The 17,725-nt window shown below is 65.6% G+C and carries 15 protein-coding genes; 5 read left to right on the forward strand and 10 right to left on the reverse strand.

The genetic code is table 11. The features are described 5' to 3' along the window. Positions 1 to 686: 686 nt before the first annotated feature. Genes LGN19_RS08395 through LGN19_RS08405 form a run of 3 tightly spaced genes read left to right on the forward strand, consistent with a single transcriptional unit; the run spans position 687 to position 3,184 of the window. Positions 687 to 1,496, forward strand: a complete 810-nt coding sequence (locus LGN19_RS08395) for a 2OG-Fe(II) oxygenase family protein (protein WP_174976805.1) — start codon at positions 687 to 689, stop codon at positions 1,494 to 1,496. A gap of 37 nt (positions 1,497 to 1,533) precedes the next feature. Continuing rightward, the gene (locus LGN19_RS08400; RefSeq protein WP_122947833.1) at positions 1,534 to 2,160 is read left to right on the forward strand and encodes a DUF47 domain-containing protein; all 627 of its coding nucleotides are present in this window, start codon (positions 1,534 to 1,536) and stop codon (positions 2,158 to 2,160) included. A 13-nt stretch (positions 2,161 to 2,173) separates the two neighbouring features. Then, entirely contained in the window at positions 2,174 to 3,184 is a 1,011-nt protein-coding gene (locus tag LGN19_RS08405; protein ID WP_226213954.1) for an inorganic phosphate transporter, read from the forward strand. Between the two features lie 51 nt (positions 3,185 to 3,235). Here the strand turns inward: LGN19_RS08405 and LGN19_RS08410 are convergent, their stop codons facing one another. From LGN19_RS08410 to betC, 5 genes are all read right to left on the reverse strand, one after another. Continuing rightward, positions 3,236 to 4,486: an MFS transporter gene (locus tag LGN19_RS08410; protein ID WP_122949602.1), complete on the reverse strand. Its 1,251-nt coding sequence runs from the start codon at positions 4,484 to 4,486 to the stop codon at positions 3,236 to 3,238. Positions 4,487 to 4,713: 227 nt separating this feature from the next. Continuing rightward, on the reverse strand, positions 4,714 to 6,150 hold the full coding sequence (gene cysS, locus LGN19_RS08415; protein ID WP_226213955.1) for a cysteine--tRNA ligase: 1,437 nt from the start codon (positions 6,148 to 6,150) through the stop codon (positions 4,714 to 4,716). A 387-nt stretch (positions 6,151 to 6,537) separates the two neighbouring features. Continuing rightward, the gene (locus tag LGN19_RS08420) at positions 6,538 to 7,677 is read right to left on the reverse strand and encodes a porin (protein ID WP_122947835.1); all 1,140 of its coding nucleotides are present in this window, start codon (positions 7,675 to 7,677) and stop codon (positions 6,538 to 6,540) included. A 260-nt stretch (positions 7,678 to 7,937) separates the two neighbouring features. Beyond that, positions 7,938 to 8,903: a choline ABC transporter substrate-binding protein gene (choX, locus tag LGN19_RS08425; protein WP_174931275.1), complete on the reverse strand. Its 966-nt coding sequence runs from the start codon at positions 8,901 to 8,903 to the stop codon at positions 7,938 to 7,940. A 45-nt stretch (positions 8,904 to 8,948) separates the two neighbouring features. Beyond that, entirely contained in the window at positions 8,949 to 10,484 is a 1,536-nt protein-coding gene (gene betC, locus LGN19_RS08430) for a choline-sulfatase (RefSeq protein WP_226213956.1), read from the reverse strand. Positions 10,485 to 10,748: 264 nt separating this feature from the next. Between betC and LGN19_RS08435 the strand changes: the two genes are divergently transcribed. Next, complete coding sequence (locus LGN19_RS08435) at positions 10,749 to 11,654, forward strand: choline sulfate utilization transcriptional regulator (RefSeq protein WP_041493195.1); 906 nt, start codon at positions 10,749 to 10,751, stop codon at positions 11,652 to 11,654. A 169-nt stretch (positions 11,655 to 11,823) separates the two neighbouring features. Further along, on the forward strand, positions 11,824 to 12,708 hold the full coding sequence (gene purU / locus LGN19_RS08440) for a formyltetrahydrofolate deformylase (protein ID WP_122947838.1): 885 nt from the start codon (positions 11,824 to 11,826) through the stop codon (positions 12,706 to 12,708). A gap of 19 nt (positions 12,709 to 12,727) precedes the next feature. Here the strand turns inward: purU and LGN19_RS08445 are convergent, their stop codons facing one another. From LGN19_RS08445 to LGN19_RS08460, 5 genes are all read right to left on the reverse strand, one after another. After that, positions 12,728 to 13,720: a DMT family transporter gene (locus LGN19_RS08445; RefSeq protein WP_226213957.1), complete on the reverse strand. Its 993-nt coding sequence runs from the start codon at positions 13,718 to 13,720 to the stop codon at positions 12,728 to 12,730. Positions 13,721 to 13,887: 167 nt separating this feature from the next. Beyond that, positions 13,888 to 14,505 carry a TetR/AcrR family transcriptional regulator gene (locus tag LGN19_RS08450; protein ID WP_122947840.1) on the reverse strand — a complete coding sequence of 206 codons (618 nt, stop codon included), beginning with the start codon at positions 14,503 to 14,505 and terminating at the stop codon, positions 13,888 to 13,890. Between the two features lie 91 nt (positions 14,506 to 14,596). Then, on the reverse strand, positions 14,597 to 14,731 hold the full coding sequence (locus LGN19_RS39555; RefSeq protein WP_264172952.1) for a hypothetical protein: 135 nt from the start codon (positions 14,729 to 14,731) through the stop codon (positions 14,597 to 14,599). Between the two features lie 196 nt (positions 14,732 to 14,927). After that, positions 14,928 to 16,583 (reverse strand): APC family permease, encoded by a 1,656-nt coding sequence (locus LGN19_RS08455; protein WP_122947841.1) that lies wholly within the window; start codon positions 16,581 to 16,583, stop codon positions 14,928 to 14,930. 178 nt (positions 16,584 to 16,761) lie between these two features. Next, positions 16,762 to 17,625 carry a glycine betaine ABC transporter substrate-binding protein gene (locus LGN19_RS08460; protein WP_122947842.1) on the reverse strand — a complete coding sequence of 288 codons (864 nt, stop codon included), beginning with the start codon at positions 17,623 to 17,625 and terminating at the stop codon, positions 16,762 to 16,764. Positions 17,626 to 17,725: the final 100 nt, after the last annotated feature.

Below are 17,725 nucleotides of genomic sequence, written 5' to 3' on the forward strand. Positions count from 1 at the left end.
TGACTGCCGCCTGAGGAAGCTTCGCAGAGCCTTGTCTTCTGCCGCATCCCGGGATAGCAGGATGCGGTGTCTTTCAGGATCGGCATGCCGTCGATCCGAAGTTCCCGTACTCGACCATTCAGTGGCCGCTCGACACCCGGGCGGCGTCCGTACGTGACCCGCGTCGCGTGCGTGTGTCCGGCCGCATGCCCGCGCGTGTGCAGCCCAGGTTCACGTACGTGTTTCGCAAATAGACAGGAGTTCGAAATGGACGACGACAGTAGCCGATTAAGCTGCGCCGGCGCGCGTTCGCACGCCATGCCGGCGAACACCCGATTCCCAGCCTCTTATCAGCCGATCGCGCCCGACGCGGCGCGGCGGGAAGCGCTCGTCCGTCGTTGACGTCATGGCGCTCCCGCCGTGTGCCTCTGGCGCCTGGAGCACCCATGACACGACTCGATATCTCCGCTCAGTCGAACCGGCAACACCGGTTCACCCACGACAGCCGCAAGGACGCTCTCCCGCGTCGCCCCCTCCTCATACGTCATTTGCGTCGCTCCGATGCCACTCCGTCACGCGCTCCGCGATGACGCCGACCGGATCGCGCACACCACGACCCGCCTTCTCATGTGCCCGCAACGCGGCAATGCCCGCCTTTCGGCACCACGCCATGTCCGATGTACCGGGAGAACACCATGCAAAACCGTATGAAACTCCATGCCAGCCGCCTGATCCGCGACAGCTACGTCTACTTCAAGATGCCGTACGCGCTGCTCATGCATTTCGAGCGGCTCGCAGCAGCCTATGACCAGCTGGATCGCAAGCAAAAGCTCGCGTTCTCGTTTCCCGACCAGACCGACGGCTTCCTGCCGTTCGGGCTCGAATACTCGCATACGCCCGACCGGCCTGATCTGTGCGACCGGTTCTGCTACTGGGTCGCACGGCGCGACGCACATCACGGCTTTGCACTGGCCAAATCCGCGTTCTATCGCGAGATGGCCGCCTACGAAGCCTGTATCCACGCAATCGCGCAGGACCTGCTCGATGCGGTATGCGAGAACCTCGGCGGTACACCGCAGGCGCCGGTCCGGCACAGCTCATACCTGCAGTTCTGCGCATACGACCCGCATCACGGCAGCCACGACCGCGCGTATCTGCAGGATCCGCACGAAGACGGCCACCTGCTGTCGTTCATCCGGCCGACCGCCCCCGGCCTGATCCTGCTACCCGACTCGTCGCCGATTTCGGCGCTGCCGCGGCCCGACGAAATGATCGTACTGGCCGGCTCGCTCCTCGAGGCGCTCACCGACGGCGAAGTACCGGCAATGCAGCATGCCGTCGAACGCCCGCGCACGCGCGCACCGCGCAAGTCGCTGATGTACTTCGTCAATCCCGACCTGTCGGCCGGGCACGCCAGCTCGATCGTCAACCAGCGGCCGCTGGACTTGCGCTCGCTCGCGGAGCGTCGACACGTCGCATTCGGCAACAGCACGCTGTGCCGCCCGTGCGCAGCCTGACCCGGCTCAGCCCTTCCACCTTTTCCCCGGAGAATCCATGCTTGGACGCTTCCTTCCCGTCGAAAACCGGTTTTTCGACCTCTTCGACACGCATGCGCAGCACATCGTGCTGGCTGCGTGTGAGGTTCAGATGCTGCTCGACAATCTCGACGATGCCGAGCTGGCCATGGCCAACGTCCAGACCACCGAACGAACCGGCGACAAGCTCGCGCACGACGCGATCGACCTGCTGCACAAGACCTTCATCACGCCGCTCGATCGTGACGAAATCCACAAGCTGGTCACGACGATGGACGACATCCTCGACCTGATGGAGGACGTCGCGACCACTGTCGTGGTCTACGACCTGAAGTCCGTCACCGAGGAGGCCAGCGAACTCGCGGATATCGTCGTGCAGTCGGCGCTGCAGGCGCAAATCGCGGTGAACCGGCTGTCCGACATGACGGAGTCGGCACAGATCCTCAAGGCTTGCGAAGAGATCGACGCGCTCGAAACCCGCGCCGACCGCGTGCTGCGATCCGCGATATCGAAACTCTTTCGCGACGACATCGACGTGAAGACGCTCATCAAGCTGAAGGGCGTCTACGACCTGCTCGAACGCATTACCGACAAATTCGAGGATGTCGCGAACATCGTCGAAGGCATCGTGCTGGAAAACGCCTGAGCGAATCAACAAGATGCATTCGATACAACTCGCCCTATGGATGGTCGCGACGCTGGTGCTCGTCGCACTCGTATTCGACTTCATGAACGGCTTTCACGACGCGGCGAACTCGATCGCCACCGTCGTGTCCACCGGGGTGCTGAAGCCCCAGCAGGCCGTCGTGTTCGCGGCGGCGTTCAACGTCATCGCGTATTTCATCTTCCACCTGAAAGTCGCGCAGACCGTCGGTAAAGGCACGATCGATCCCGAGATCGTCGACCACTACGTCGTATTCGGCGCACTGGTCGGTGCGATCGGCTGGAACGTGATCACCTGGTACTACGGGATTCCGTCGAGCTCGTCGCACGCGCTGATCGGCGGCCTCGTCGGCGCGGCGCTCGCGAAGTCCGGCTGGGGTTCGCTGAACATCGACGGGCTGCTGAAGACCATCGCGTTCATCTTCATTTCGCCGCTGCTCGGCTTCATCCTAGGCTCGCTGTTCATGCTCGGCGTGTCGTGGCTGTATTTCCGCACCGCGCCCAGCAAGGTCGACCGGCGCTTCCGCCGGCTGCAACTGCTGTCGGCCGGGCTGTACAGCCTCGGCCACGGCGGCAACGACGCGCAGAAGACCATCGGCATCATCTGGATGCTGCTGATCGCGTCGGGCTATGCGTCGGCGACGGCCGATGCGCCGCCCGCGTGGGTGATCGGCGCGTGCTACCTGTCGATGGGCCTCGGCACGCTGTTCGGCGGCTGGCGCATCGTGCGCACGATGGGCCAGAAGATCACGAAGCTCAAGCCGGTCGGCGGTTTCTGTGCGGAAACCGGCGGTGCGATGACGCTGTTCCTCGCATCGTTCCTCGGCATTCCGGTGTCGACCACGCACACGATCACCGGCGCGATCGTCGGCGTCGGCGCGACGCAAAAGCTGTCGGCCGTGCGCTGGGGCGTGGCCGGCAATATCGTGTGGGCATGGGTGCTGACGCTGCCGGCGGCCGCGCTGTTCGCGGCCGGCGGTTGGTGGCTCGGCCACCGTATCTTCTGACTGCTGCGGCGCGACCGTACGCGTGGCGCTCAGCGCTCGGCGCGTCACACGTCACGCGTCGCGCTCGAGCGACTTCATGTTCGTGAGCTGAGGAAACAACCGCATCCACGTGAGCGCGACCAGAATCGTCGCCGTACCGCCGACGACGATCGCGGCCGGCGCCCCCCACCATGCGGCCGTCACGCCCGATTCGAACTCACCAAGCTGGTTCGACGTACCGATGAACAGCGAATTGACCGCGCTCACGCGCCCAAGCATGTCGTCGGGCGTGCGTAGTTGCACGAGCGACAGCCGCACGACGACGCTGACTACGTCCGACGCGCCGAGCGCGGCCAGCGCGACGAGCGACAGCGCGAAGTGCCGCGACAACCCGAACACGATCGTCGCGATGCCGAACGCGATCACGCCGCCGAACATCGCGCGGCCCGGTCGTCCCCTCAACGGAAAGCGCGTGAGCCACAGCGTGCCCGCGAGCGCGCCGACCGCGGGCGCCGCACGCAGCGCACCGAGCCCCCACGGGCCAACCTGCAGGATGTCGCGCGCGTAGATCGGCAGCAGCGCGGTCGCGCCGCCGAACAGCACCGCGAACAGGTCGAGCGACAGCGCGCCGAGAATCGCCGGCTCGCGCCGGATGAACGCGATCCCCGAAAACACCGAGCGCAGCGTGACCGGCTCGCGGGCCGGCGGCGCACTGCGCAGCGGAATCGTGCCGCTCAGCACCGCCGCGATCGCGAATGCGACGACGCTCGTGCCGAACGCGGCGGGCGCGCCGACACCGTACAGCAGCCCGCCGAACGCGGGCCCGAGAATCTGCGCGGCCTGGTTCGCGGACGTCGACAGTGCGGTCGCGCGCGGCAGGTCGGTGCGCGGCACGACGGCCGGCAGCAGCGACGACACCGACGGCGACTCGAACGCTCGGGCCGTGCCGACGATCGCCGCGAGCGCATACACCGCCGGCGCGGCCAGCCACCCTTGCATCGCACCGAGCAGGAACACGCCAGCGGCCAGCGCCTCGACGCCCTGGCAGATCGTCGCGATGCGCCGGCGATCGTAGCGGTCGGCCACCTGCCCGACCACGAGCGTCAGCGCGAACATCGGCACGAACTGCGCGAGGCCGACGAGACCGAGCGCGAACGCGCTGTGCGTGAGTGCATAGACGTACCAGCCGATGGCAACCGACAGGATCTGGAAAGCCAGGGAAGACATGACGCGCGTGCCCCAGAAGCGCTGGAACGGGGCATGGCGGAACAGGTTGGCGGGTAACGGGGATAAAGGACTGGGGTCAGGCACGGAGTCGGTCATCGAGGTCTCGGCGGTCGGCGCTGCGCACCGGTACCGTTCGGGGAGCGACTGCACACGCCGGTGCATGCGCGCGACAACGGTGCGGGCGCGGCCAAATCGCGATGATATGCCAAGCGCGGAAAACGGACCGTGGACGTGGGTGCCGACGACTCCGGCGGCCGCGCTGGTCGCGGCCGCCGGGTGGTGGCTGGGTTAAAGGATCGTCCGATACAGGCGGCCCGCGCGCTTCACCGCGACGAGTCACCCGTATCGTTCGAGCCCGCGGCGATGCAGAACAGACGCTGGCCTTCCGGCGTGTCCTCGACTCTCCAGCCCTCGGCGCTCAACGCGGCGCGGATCCGGTCGGCTTGCGCCCAGTCCTTGTCCGCCCTCGCGCGCTCACGATCATCGAGCAACACGCGGACGTGTTCCGGAATATCGAACGCAACCGGCCTCCATTCGCGCAAACCGAGGCCAAGCACGGCGTCGAAGCTGTCCACGGTCGCTTTCAGGGTCGCAGGCGGCAGATTGCTCCTGACCAGATCCCACAGCACCGCGAGCGCCCTGGGCAGATTCAGGTCCTCGTTCACTTCGGCGTCGAATCGCGCAGCGAAATCCGCATCGACACGCCCGCCGTCCGGCCAGCCGGCATAGGCATGCCGAAGTCGGTTCAGCGCGGTGTGTGCCGCATCGAGCGACGCCCACGAGAAACGCAGCTTGCTTCGATAATGGGCCGTCAGGCACAGGTAACGGTACGCGAGCGGATCGACACCCCGGCTCTGCAAGGTCTGCAGACGGACGAAATCGCCACTCGACTTCGACATCTTCGCATCGGCATCGGCATCGGCATCGGCATCGGCATTGAGCGTCAGAAAGTGCCCGTGCATCCAGTAATTCGCGAGCTGCGTGCCGTGGGCCGCCCGCGTCTGCGCGATCTCGTTGCTGTGATGCACGGCGATGTGATCCTCGCCGCCGCAATGGATATCGAACAACGTCCCGAGATACTTCGCCGACATCGCCGAGCATTCGATATGCCAGCCCGGAAAGCCGCGCCCCCACGGGCTGTCCCATTCCATTTGCCGCTTGACGTCGGCCGGGCTGAACTTCCACAACGCAAAATCCGTGATGCTCCGCTTCTCGCCCAGCGCCACCCGCTTGCCCGCCTGCAACCCCGCGCGGTCCAGCCGCGCAAGATAACCGTAGTCATCCTGCCGGCTGGTGTCGAAGTAGAGGCCATCGTCCGTCCGATAGACGTAGCCGGCCCGGTCAAGCGTTTCGATGAACGCGATCTGTTCGGCGATGTGATCGGTGGCGCGGCACCAGACCGTCGGTTCGAGCAGGTTGAGCGCGCGCCAGTCCCGGACGAACGCCTCGGTGTAGCGCCGCGCGATGGCCCACGCCGATTCACCGGTTCGACGGCTGCCCTTCTCCATCTTGTCTTCGCCTTCGTCCGCATCCGAGGTCAGGTGGCCGACGTCGGTGATATTGACGACGTGCCGGACCTCGTAGCCGTTGCGCTCCAGCACGCGGCGGAGAAGATCCTCGAACACGTAGGTTCTCAGGTTCCCGATGTGGGCATCGTCGTAGACCGTGGGGCCGCAGCAATACATGCCGACCTGTCCGGCCCGGATTGGCGTGAACGGGCGCACGGTACGCGACCAGGTGTCATACAGCGCAAGCGACATCGAGTTTCTCCATCCCGAAGGTGTAGGCCCAAAAACAAAAAGGCCGCCTGTTTTGCATCACAGGCGGCCGGAAGGCGATTGCTTGAATGTTTAGCGAGTTCGCTAGACGCAACTTCCCCCTGGCATGTTCTGACAACATGCGCGGATGAACGAGGAGGGGGAAATGGCGCGATTCAGCATGTGGACGATGCTAGCGCCTATAGACGGCAATGGTCAATACCGTCGGGCGGCCATTCCCGGTGACGATCCCGGGATGGTAGCCGGGCGGCCGGCACTGGCCGGACGCATTTCATGCCCGCTCACCCCCGTCAAAAAAAAAGCGCGAACCTCGGTTCGCGCCAAAGAGAGACCTCTCGCTGAAGACGTCGCTGCCCCACACCACCTTGCTCAGAACGAATGCCGCATCCCGATCCGCACGTCGGCCTGCGTCTGCGTCGTCGACGGCGTGAAGCTGTAGCCGACCACCGCATCCACGCCTTGCGACGCGCGCAGGTAATCGCCGGAGAGGTACACGTCCGTGCGCTTCGACAGCATGTAGTGCAGGCCCGCCGTGCCCTGGTTCCAGTGATGACCTTCGAAGCGCGTGTGCTGGTAGCCGGCGATCAGGCTCAATGCCGGCGTGAACTGGTACGAGCCGCCGCCTTCATAGACCTGCATGTGCGACGACTGGCCGAAGCCCTTGATCGTCGTGTACGAGAAGTTGCCGTCGAGCGTCAGCTTGCCGATCGTGTAGCTCGTGCCGATACCGAAGGTGCCCTGGCTGTCGACATCCATCGGCGTGTTCGCAAACAGGTCGGTGCGTGCGCCGGTCGCCGGATCGACGGTGACGGTCTGCTGGCCGAGGAACGTATGCGTGCCGATCATCGCGTACGGGTCGAACGCATAGATGCCGTTCGGGTTGTTCAGGCGCGTGTACGCGGCACCGATCGAGAAATCGCCCTTCGTGAAGCTCGCGCCCGCGCTCCATGCGCTGTTGCGGTGGAAGTTGCCCGCGACGTTGCCGAACGAGTACATCGCGCCGAACTTGAAGCCGCTGAGGTCGTTCGACAGGAACTTCACCGAGTTCGGCAGGCGGTCGCCGTTGAAGCGGTCGAAGTCGCCCTGGTGGATCGCGTAGCCGCTGCCCCAGGCGGAGATGTTGTAGATCGATACGAGTTCGTTCGTGATGTCGAGCTGGTTACCGAACGACAGCGTGCCCCAGTCGTTCTGCAGACCGACATAAGCCTGCCGGCCGAATTCGGCGCCACCGAAGCCGAGTTGCCCGTTGCCGAGGCGGAAGCCGCTCTCGAGGGTGAACACGGCCTTCAGGCCGCCACCGAGATCTTCCGTGCCCTTGAGGCCGAAACGGTTCCCGTACGCGACGCCGTCGTCGAACTTGACCACGTGCGAGCCGCCCGTGTTGTTCACGTACGTGATGCCCGCGTCGAGAATCCCGTACAGCGTCACACTGCTCTGCGCATGCCCGATGGCGGGTACACAGGCCGCGCATGCAAGCGCGGCGGCTACGGCAACTTTCGTATGCTTCATTATCGACCACCCTCCCTGAACCGTTCGATGGAAAGAACCTCGTCCCGGCGCGCACCGCGATGCGCCGGTGGATTCGAATTCAGTACGCCCGCTGGCTTTGGTATTTCGTTTTCCGCAATAACGCAGCCATTGGCGAAAAATACAAACCCATATTTCACGTCACCCGTCTGAAGGCGACACCAAATGGTCACGATGCGACCCGGTCGGGAAAACACGTAGACGGGCGGCACGGTAAAAACCGGCCGCCACGAGGGCGGAAATCAGTGACTGTCGAGGGCTGCGCGCACGGCCGGCAGGCCCGGTGCGCCGGCCGCCGTCGTCACGCCGTCCAGCCAGCCGGCGACCAGCGCCGGGTCGGCCTTCAGCGCATGCTGCGCCGCGAGCGCGGGCGACGTCTTGTGATCGAGCATGTCGGCGATCATCCGGTTCTCGACGTCGACGGAAAACGTCATCTGCCGGAACAGCCGCGCGAGGTTCGCGCACTGGCCGGCGAACCCGGCGCGCGTGACCGTATTGACCGTCGCACCGCCGTAGTTCGGGCCGAAATACGCGTCGCCGCCCGACAGGTAGGTCAGGTGGAACTTCGTGTTCATCAGATGCGGTTCCCACGCCAGAAATACGATCCAGCGCTTGTCGCGCACCGCGCGCTCGACCTGCGTGAGCATGCCCGTCTCGCTCGATTCGACGAGCGACCAGTTCGCCGGGCCGAGCGCATGGTCGGACAGCAGCCGCTTGATGTTCTGGTTCGCGGGCGCCCCGGGCTCGATCCCGTAGATCTTGCCGCCGAAGCGGTCCGCGTAGCGTGCGAGATCGGCGAACGTGTGCACGCCGGCGGCCGCCACGTAGTCGGGCACCGCGAGCGTGAACTTCGCGCCGCTCAGGTTCGCGTGCAGCACGTCGATCGATTTCTCGTCGACGAACGGCTTCACGAGCGGCGCCTGCGCGGGCATCCAGTTACCGAGGAACACGTCGACCTGCCCTTTCTTCAGCCCCTGGTACGTGATCGGCACCGACAGGTTCGCCACGTCCTGTCGATAGCCGAGTGCCTTCAACACGACGCCCGCCATCGCGTTCGTCGCATCGATGTCGGTCCAGCCGGGCGCCGCCATCTTCACGTCGCCGCATGTCTGCGGGTCGGCCGCATGCGCGGCCTGCGTCGTCATCAGGCACGCGGCCGCGGCGAGCGCCGCACCGATCCGGATTGCTGCATTGCATTGCCGTTCCATCGTCCGCTTCCTCCGTCGTTCGTCAGTGATCGCGATGCGGGACGCTCAGCGCCCGACGCGCGGAAAACGTGCCATCGCCTCGAGCGTGTCGAGTTCGATGTGATTGCGCATGTAGCGCTGGCTCGCGTCGGTGAACGGCTGCCAGTCCCACGCGTGGATACGGCCCTGCGTCGTCGCCGCGTAATGGAAGCGCCGGCGCCGCTGGCTCGCGCGCACCTGCCGGTCCAGTTCGGGCAGGTTCCAGCGCTGTGCGGCTTGCGCGCGGAACGCGGCGAGCACGTCGGCAGCCTCCGGCGTGCCGGCGAGGTTCGTCAGCTCGCGCGGGTCGTCGGAGAGGTTGTAGAGCTGGTCGGGATCGGCCGGGCAATGCACGTACTTCCAGTCGCCGCTGCGGATCATCACGACCGGTGCGACCGCGCCTTCCGCGAGGTATTCGCCGAGCGCGACGTCGTGCGCGGGCGTGCCGTGCAGGTGCGGCACGAGACTCGCGCCGTCGACCGGGTCGGGCCAGCCGCCGGCCGGCGCGGCGCCGGCCAGGTCGACGAGTGTCGGCAGCAGGTCGACGTGCGACACGGGCCCGCGCACGCGCGCGGCATCGAAGCGGCCCGGCGCATGGACGATCAGCGGCACGCGGCAGCCGCCTTCGAAGAACGTCATCTTGTACCAGAGCCCGCGTTCGCCGAGCATGTCGCCGTGGTCGGACGTGACGATCACGATCGTGTCGTCGGTGAATCCGCACTGTTCGAGCGCGGCCAGCACGCTGCCGAACTGCGTGTCGACGTAGGACGTCGCGCCGTAGTAGGCGCGGCGCGCGGCGCGGATCTGCGCGTCGGTAGGCGGCGTGCGGTCGTTCTCGCAGACGAAGCGCAGCCGTTGCGAATGCGGGTCGCTTTCCGCCGCGTCGAGGCGCACGGCCGGCAGGTCGATCTCGTCATCGCGATAGAGATCCCAGTAGTCGCGCGTGATCGCATACGGGTCGTGCGGATGGGTCAGCGACACGACCATGCAGAACGGACGCGCATCGTGCCCGGCCGCACGCTCGCGCGCGACGTCGTACAGCTTCTGCTTCGCGGCGAACGTGACTTCGTCGTCGAAATCGAGCTGGTTCGTGCGCACGCACGGGCCGGCCTCCAGCACCGAACTCATGTTGTGATACCAGCTCGGCCGCTCGGCCGGGCTGTCCCAGTCGGGCACCCAGCCGAAATCGGCCGGATAGATGTCGGTCGTGAGTCGCTCCTCGAAGCCGTGCAGCTGGTCGGGCCCGCAGAAATGCATCTTGCCGGACAGCATCGTCCGATAGCCGCCCGCGCGCAGGTAGTGCGCGAACGTCAGCGTTTGCGCCGGCAATTCGGCGGCGTTATCGTAGGCGCCGATCCCCGACGGCAACTTGCCCGTCAGCAGCGAGAAGCGCGACGGCGCGCACAGCGGGCTCGCGCAATACGCGGCGTCGAACACCACGCCTTGCGCGGCGAGACGGTCCAGCGTCGGCGTGCGCGCGACGCCATTGCCGTAGGCCGGCAGCGCGAACGGCGTGAGCTGGTCGGCCATCAGGATCAGGATGTTGGGTGTCGGGTTCGTCATCGGCTTTCGTGGGGAAAACGGTGTTCGAATGGAACGGCGCGCCGCTCGCGCAGCGAGACGTCCGGCATGACGGAAGCAGCACGAAGAAAGTGCCGCACGTGCGGCCCGCGACTGGCTAGAATCGCGGAATGCCTTGTGCGGCGGCCGTGAAGCGGGGTGTGACGCGGGATGCGAAGCGCGCGTGCCGTACCGTCCGATGCACTATCGCCCGCCCGAATTCGCGCGGGTAGGCGTCCGGCGCTTATGGGGCCATTAGAGAGACTTATGTCGAAATCCGAACCGTTACCGTCGATGCAGGCGCTGCGCGCGTTCGAATCGGCCGCGCGGCTCGCGAGCTTCACGGCCGCCGCGCGCGAGCTCGGCTCCACCCAGCCGGCTGTGAGCCAGCAGGTGTTCCAGCTCGAGGCCGAACTGGGCGTGCCGCTGTTCGAGCGCAGCCCGCGCGGCGTCACGCTGACGGCCGATGGCCAGTGCCTGTACGAAGCCGTGCGGCTGAGCCTCGACACGCTGCGCGGCGCGACCGCGACCCTGCGTGCGCGCCGCGAGCACGGCGCGCTCACGATCGTCACCGACTTCGGCTTCGCGACCTACTGGCTGATGCCGCGCCTGGCCGGGCTGAAGCGCGTGATGCCGGATGTCGACGTGCGTGTCGTCACGTCACAGGATTACGACGCGCAGCGCGACCACGGCGACATCGCGATCCTGTTCGGCGACGGCCACTGGCCGTCGTGCACGGCCGCCCGCCTCTTTCCGGAATCGGTCACGCCCGTCTGCTCGCCCGCGTTCCGCGACGCGCACCCGCACGTCGCACGGGCCGAGCACCTGCTCGCGATGCCGCTGCTGCACGTGCAGCCGACGCGCCCCGAGCGCTGGCTGTCGTGGTCCGGCTGGTTCGACGCGCACGGCCTCGATACGGCCGCCGCCGCGCGCGGCGTGACCTTCAACAGCTACGCGCTCGTGATCCATGCGGCGCTGCTCGGCGAAGGCGTTGCGCTCGGCTGGTCGCCGCTCGTCGACGAACTCGTCGCGTCCGGGCAGCTCGTGAAGCTCGTCGACGCGCCGGTCGTCACGTCGCGCGGCTACTTCCTGGTGCGGCCGCCGCAGCGGCCCGAGCCGGACGCTACCCACGTGTTCCGGCGCTGGCTGCTCGACGCGTGCGCGAGCGCCTGACGCGCCCTGCCCGCCCCCGCGCGCTGGCGCGCCGATACCAGCCACACGGCGCGTTAGTTCTATCCGCCCCAAAATCGTCCTGATTTACTTGAGCCTCCCGCTACCCGCGCGGCGCAGCGCTTTCGTGCGCCGCCGCACGGCCGTGCGCCCATGCCACCCGAGGAGTCTCATGACCGCCGAGCACCGCCCCGATCAATTCGTCCTGACACTGTCGTGCCCGAGCGCGGCCGGCCAGGTCGCCGCCGTCGTCGGCTTTCTCGATCGCCATCGCTGCTATGTCGATGCGCTGAACGTGTTCGACGACGATCTCAGCACCCGCTTCTTCGTGCGCTGCGTCTTTCATCCGACGGATGAAACGCTGCAGATCGACGCGCTGCGCCAGGAATTCGCGCCGATCGCGGCCAGCCTCGGCGGCCAGCAGGGCGACATGCAGTGGGCCATCCACGACGTGAACGCACGGCCGAAGGTGCTGATCATGGTGTCGAAGCTCGAGCACTGCCTCGCGGACCTGCTGTTCCGCTGGCGGATGGGCGAGCTGAAGATGGACATCGTCGGCATCGTGTCGAACCATCCCGATTTCGAACCGCTCGCCGCGCAGCACGGGCTGCCATTCCGCCACTTCCCGATCACGGCCGATACGAAGGCGCAGCAGGAAGCGCAGTGGCTCGACTTCTTCGAGTCGAGCGGGGCCGAGCTCGTGATCCTCGCGCGCTACATGCAGGTGCTGTCGCAGGAGACGAGCGCGAAGCTCGCGAACCGCGCGATCAACATCCATCATTCGTTCCTGCCCGGCTTCAAGGGCGCGAAGCCGTATCACCAGGCGCATGCGCGCGGCGTGAAGCTGATCGGCGCGACCGCGCACTTCGTCACCGACGATCTCGACGAAGGCCCGATCATCGAGCAGGTCGTCGAGCGCGTCGATCACGCGTTGCGCCCGGAGCAACTGCTCGCGGTGGGGCGCGATGTCGAATCGCTCACGCTGGCGCGCGCGGTGAAGGCGTTCATCGAGCGGCGCGTGTTTCTGAACGGGGATCGGACGGTGGTGTTTTCGTAAGGCGCGAAGGGCGCGACGCTCATGTGGACGCCGACGGCACGCGCGCGGGCGTCGTGCCGATTCGACGCGCCCTGCGCCGCAGGTACAGGTTGTTCAGGATCAGCGCCGCGCCCGTCAGCGCGGCGCCAGCGATCTGCGCGTGATTGGGCACGACGCCCGTGAATGCGGAAACGACGAATGCCGTGATCGGCACGATGTCCATGAACAGCGTGCCGTTCATCGGCCCGAGAATCCGGTTGCCCGTCATCCACAGCAGGATCGCGCCGAAGCCGGCTACCGGCCCCATGTACGCGAGATGCGGCAGGACCGCGTGCACCGCGGCGAGTGACGGTGCCGCGATCCGGTGCGTGACGATCAGCAGCAGATTGACCGCGACGATCGTGGTCAGTCCGAGCCAGGTCGTGAAGGTCGTGTATTTCAATGCCGACCAGCGGGTGAAGCGCGCCGCGCCGAACGTATAGACGACCCAGCACAACGCGCCGACGATGATCAGCGCGTTGGCCGCGTAGTGCTGCGGCGCGTGCAGCGCGGCGCTCACGTCCCCGCGCGTGATGACGAGCGCCACGCCGGCAAAGGACAGCACGACGAACAGCACCGACACCGGCGCGGGCGCGATACGCCGCACCAGTGCGTTGAGCAGCAGCCCCATCATCGGCTGCGTGGCCATCATGATCGACGCGGTCAGCGCCCCTTCGTCGCCGGCCAGTTGCTGGCCCAGGAACACGAACGACCCGAATCCGCAGAAGCCGATCGACCCGAGCAGCCACGCGAGTGCCACGGGCTCGCCGGCCGAACGGAACGCACCGGGCCCTTCGACGAGCCGCAGCAACCCGATGAAGCCGATGCCGGCGATCAGATAGCGCAGCGACGTGAACGTAAAGGGATCGATGTACCGCAACGCATCGGTCATCACCGGAAACATCACGCCAATCAGGATCGTCGCGGTCACACATGCCACGACGCCTTTCCCGTACGCGTTCGCGGCGGGCGTTGCGAGTGTTGCGTTATTCATGACTGATCATTCCCAAATTAATTGAACAATGATGCCGGTGCGGCTGCGCGCAGCGGCCGTGTCACATCAACTTCCTTGCCGTCCTTGCCTGCCCTTCACGGTCTCGACGCGGGCACCCGGAATGCCTCACATTTGAAACCGATCATTCCCAAAATAATCAAAAAAAATCAGGTCAGCGCCCGCATCGCGATATCGACGATCGATGCCAGTTCCGCCTCCGATGCGCTCGACTTGCCCAGCACGCGCATCCCCTGGATCAGGCACAGCAGGAACCGGCCCACCTCTTCCGGATCGAGATTCCGGTCGAAATCGCCCGACTGCTGGCCGCGTGCGATGGCCAGGCTGAATTGCGTGCCGATGCGCAGCAAGGTCGATTCGATGTACGGGCGCAATGCGTCGTCGCCGGGCAGGAGTTCGACGGCCGAATTCGTGATGAAGCAGCCGCGTCGCTCCGACAGCCGCACACCGATTTCCGTGTAGTACAGCAGTGCATCCCGGAGGGCCTGCCGCGGCGGCAGATCCGCCGCGAGACGCTCCTTGAGCCGGGCGATCGCGCCTTCCGCATAGCGGTCGAACGCGGCGACCAGCAATCCGTGCTTGTCGCCGAACGTGCGGTACAGGCTGCCGCGAAAGACGCCGGTCGCCTCGCACAACGCGTCGATCGACGTCGCGTGATACCCCTGCTCCCAGAACACGCGCGCTGCCGCGTCGATCACCTCGTCGGTGTCGAATTCGCGTGGGCGCCCCCTGTCACGGGTGCCGGAAGATGTCGAGGTCGGGCTCATGGAAGCTGATATTAGAACCGATCATTCTCAAAATCAAGCTGCCGCGCCCGGTTGCATGACCTGACTTCCGGAATGGGACACGCCGGCCCGGTCACGGGGCCGACGGATCGAAGCCGGGAAACTGCTGCCCGGCGTCGCCGGACGAGAGGTAGGAAATCGCGCGCTCCAGCGCGCCAGTCCGGATCAACTGACCGCACGCGCGGCAGCGATAAAGCTCGGACTGCATGGGTTCATTCACCGCCACCTCATCGTAGTTCGATGTAGGTAACGGGAATTTCAGGCATGTGGAACACGGCATCACGATTTCCCGGCGGGCATCCTGTCACGCCGGCATTGTCGCGCATGACGTGCCGCGGTCGCGCGACGGCCCCGTGTGCGGTTTCCGGAGCCATCGCGTGCTGCGGCACGCACGCATTACCGCGTCACTTCACCCACGCAAAGTAATACGACAGCCAGATCGTCAGCCCCGCGCCAACCAGCGCCGCGTAAGGCATCAGGTTCAGCCACATCGCACGCTTCGGCACTTCGAGTTCCATGTCGCGCTGCATCTGCGCGGGGAAGCGGCCACGATCCTGCCAGTAGTGGCGGAACAGGAACACCGGCACGATCAGCAGCATCGCGATCAGGCCGTTGCGCAGCGTACCGTCGCCCTGCAGGTTCGCACCCGCGCCGACATACACGAGGTTCGCGTAGCCGCAGATCGAGCCACCGACGAGCAGCCACGTCGGACAGCGGAACGGCCGATCCCAGTTGCCGCGATCCATCCGGTGGATCCAGCCCGACTGAAGATTCAGGAATACGAACAGCATGTAGCAGACGTTCGAGATCGACAGCACCGTCATGTAGTCCGACATCATCAGCAACACGAGGTTGAAGCCGAGATCGGTCCACATCGCGCGCGTGGGCGAGCCGTGCTCGTTCACGTGCGACAGGTACTTCGGCAGCCAGCCGTCGACCGATGCCTGGTACAGCGTGCGCGACGAGCCCATCATCGACGTCATCACGATCAGCAGGATCGACAGCATCAGCATCACGACGACCGCATTCGCGACCCATGCCCCGCCGCCGACGATCTTCGCCATCGCGGCCGCGACGCCGGTGCCGTCGCCGATCGACGGATCGAGCATCGCCTGCGTGCCGAGCGCACCCTGGAACGCCAACGGCACGAGCGTCATCACGACGAGACACAGTGCGCCCGACCAGAAGATCGCCTTGGCGGTATCGCGCCGCGGATCGCGGAATTCACGCGTGTAGCAGACGGCCGTCTCGAAGCCGTACGACGCCCAGCCGGCCATGAACATCGCGCCGAGCGCCATCGTGACGCCCTGCCCGTTCCACGAGCCGAACGTCGCGGCCGTGAGATTGCCGTGCGCGTCGTGACCGAGCGGCAGCAGCGGGAGCAGGTTCGACATCGGCACGTCGCCCGTGATGAACGGCACGATGCCGACGATCAGAAGCGGCGTGAGCGACGCGATACCGAGAATGCGCTGCGTGCGCGCAGCCTTCGATGCACCGCTGTGCTGAAGCTTGAACGTAATGAGAAGCAGGATCGTCGCGATGATGAACGTCGCATTGATCCGCAGGGACAGACCCGGCTTGATGAACCCGAGATCCGCAACCTTGAGCTGCCAGTGCAGCACCGCCGCGTCGGCGGGAAAGAGACTCGTGAGCGCATAGCTTGCCGCGAGGCCGCAGCCGAGCGCGAGCATCGGCGACCACGCGAGCCAGTTGCACCACACGGAAACCGGGGCAATCAGCTTGCTGTAACGGACCCAGCCGATCGCGCCATACACGGACGCGCCGCCCGATTTATGGGGAAATAGTCCCGATATTTCCGCATAAGTCGCGCTTTGAACCAGCCCCATCGTGATCGCGGCGATCCAGATCGCCCACGCGGGCTGACCGATCGTCGCGCATACGCCGCCGATCGTGAACAGCACGCCTGCCGGCACGCCGCTCGTCACCCAAAAAGCGTCTTTCCAAGTCAGGCCACGATGCAGCGTGTGGCCCGTCGAATCATGTGAGATGGTTGCCTCAACATCACTGGTGCTGTTCGCACGCAGTCCTGCCTGACTCATCCAATTCCTCCTGTGATGACTCCGCACAAGGGCCGTAGTGTAACAATTTACGGGCTTTCTTGCAGAATCAAAAAAATAATTCCGGGATATGACCGCATCGCAGTGCGATTGTTTCGGTATCCTGCTGATCAATCCCGGACTGTCTCTTCATGTTTTTATTGCGGCGAATCGTCGCGCTTTACTGCGCGCCTTCCGTCCACGCATTCACGCGATCCGCGTGTGCGGAGATCCACGCATCGGCGGCCGCATCGGGCTTCGAGCCGTTCTGGATCGCGAGCATCACGCTGTCGATTTCACCCGGCTTCCACTGGAATTTCTTCAGGAACGCGACCACCGGCTTCGCCTTCGTTTCGAGCGCCGGATTCACGACGCTGTCGACGTGCTCGGCGTCGCCGTACACCTTCTTCGGATCCTCGAGGAAGCGCAGCTTCCACTTCGCGAACATCCAGTGCGGCGCCCAGCCGGTGATGATGACCGGCTTGTTCGCATGGATCGAACGCGCGAGTTCGGCCGTCATCGCGCTGCCCGAACTCGGCATCAGCGTGTAGTTCAGCCCGTAGTTCTTGATCGCGTCGTCGGTCTTGCGCATCACGCCGGCACCGGCGTCGATGCCGACGATGCGGCCGCCGAAATCGCTCTTCTCCGCGTTCAGGTCGTCGATGCTCTTCGCCTTCACGTAGGCCGGCACGATCAGGCCGATCTTCGCGTCGGGAAAGTTGGTGCCGAGATTGACGACCTTGGACTTGAACTGCTCCCAGTACGCGCCCTGCGTGACCGGCAGCCAGGCAGACAGCGTGCCGTCGAGGTCGCCGCGCGCGACGCCCTGCCACATCACGCCGGCTGCGACCGGCACGAGCTGGACCGGATAGCCGAACTTCTTCTCGATGATGCGTGCCGCGACGTTCGACGTCGCCACGCTGTCGTCCCAGCCTTCGACGTAACCGATCTTCAGCGTGGGCTTCGTATCGGCGAGCGCCGATGCGCTCAGTGCCACCATTGCCGACAGTGCGCCGGTCCACAACAGTTTTCCGAACAGCTTCATGGTCGATCTCCTTGATGTGCGCACCGTGCGCGTTGTCTCTCTAGGTTCTTCAACCACAAATCCGCGGTATCGTTGTTTTCCGACGGATGCTTGTCCGGGC

It is taken from the genome of Burkholderia sp. AU30198, assembly GCF_020419825.1.
In the GTDB taxonomy this organism is placed as follows: Bacteria; Pseudomonadota; Gammaproteobacteria; order Burkholderiales; family Burkholderiaceae; genus Burkholderia.

Excerpts from the sequence above, each read along its gene's own strand:
- purU (WP_122947838.1), top strand. The coding sequence starts at position 11,824 with ATGACCGCCGAGCACCGCCCCGATCAATTCGTCCTGACACTGTCGTGC.
- LGN19_RS08400 (WP_122947833.1), top strand. The coding sequence starts at position 1,534 with ATGCTTGGACGCTTCCTTCCCGTCGAAAACCGGTTTTTCGACCTCTTC.
- choX (WP_174931275.1), bottom strand. The coding sequence starts at position 8,903 with ATGGAACGGCAATGCAATGCAGCAATCCGGATCGGTGCGGCGCTCGCC.
- LGN19_RS39555 (WP_264172952.1), bottom strand. The coding sequence starts at position 14,731 with ATGCAGTCCGAGCTTTATCGCTGCCGCGCGTGCGGTCAGTTGATCCGG.
- LGN19_RS08450 (WP_122947840.1), bottom strand. The coding sequence starts at position 14,505 with ATGAGCCCGACCTCGACATCTTCCGGCACCCGTGACAGGGGGCGCCCA.
- LGN19_RS08420 (WP_122947835.1), bottom strand. The coding sequence starts at position 7,677 with ATGAAGCATACGAAAGTTGCCGTAGCCGCCGCGCTTGCATGCGCGGCC.
- LGN19_RS08445 (WP_226213957.1), bottom strand. The coding sequence starts at position 13,720 with ATGAATAACGCAACACTCGCAACGCCCGCCGCGAACGCGTACGGGAAA.
- LGN19_RS08455 (WP_122947841.1), bottom strand. The coding sequence starts at position 16,583 with ATGAGTCAGGCAGGACTGCGTGCGAACAGCACCAGTGATGTTGAGGCA.
- LGN19_RS08435 (WP_041493195.1), top strand. The coding sequence starts at position 10,749 with ATGTCGAAATCCGAACCGTTACCGTCGATGCAGGCGCTGCGCGCGTTC.
- LGN19_RS08410 (WP_122949602.1), bottom strand. The coding sequence starts at position 4,486 with ATGACCGACTCCGTGCCTGACCCCAGTCCTTTATCCCCGTTACCCGCC.
- LGN19_RS08405 (WP_226213954.1), top strand. The coding sequence starts at position 2,174 with ATGCATTCGATACAACTCGCCCTATGGATGGTCGCGACGCTGGTGCTC.
- LGN19_RS08395 (WP_174976805.1), top strand. The coding sequence starts at position 687 with ATGAAACTCCATGCCAGCCGCCTGATCCGCGACAGCTACGTCTACTTC.
- cysS (WP_226213955.1), bottom strand. The coding sequence starts at position 6,150 with ATGTCGCTTGCGCTGTATGACACCTGGTCGCGTACCGTGCGCCCGTTC.
- LGN19_RS08460 (WP_122947842.1), bottom strand. The coding sequence starts at position 17,625 with ATGAAGCTGTTCGGAAAACTGTTGTGGACCGGCGCACTGTCGGCAATG.
- betC (WP_226213956.1), bottom strand. The coding sequence starts at position 10,484 with ATGACGAACCCGACACCCAACATCCTGATCCTGATGGCCGACCAGCTC.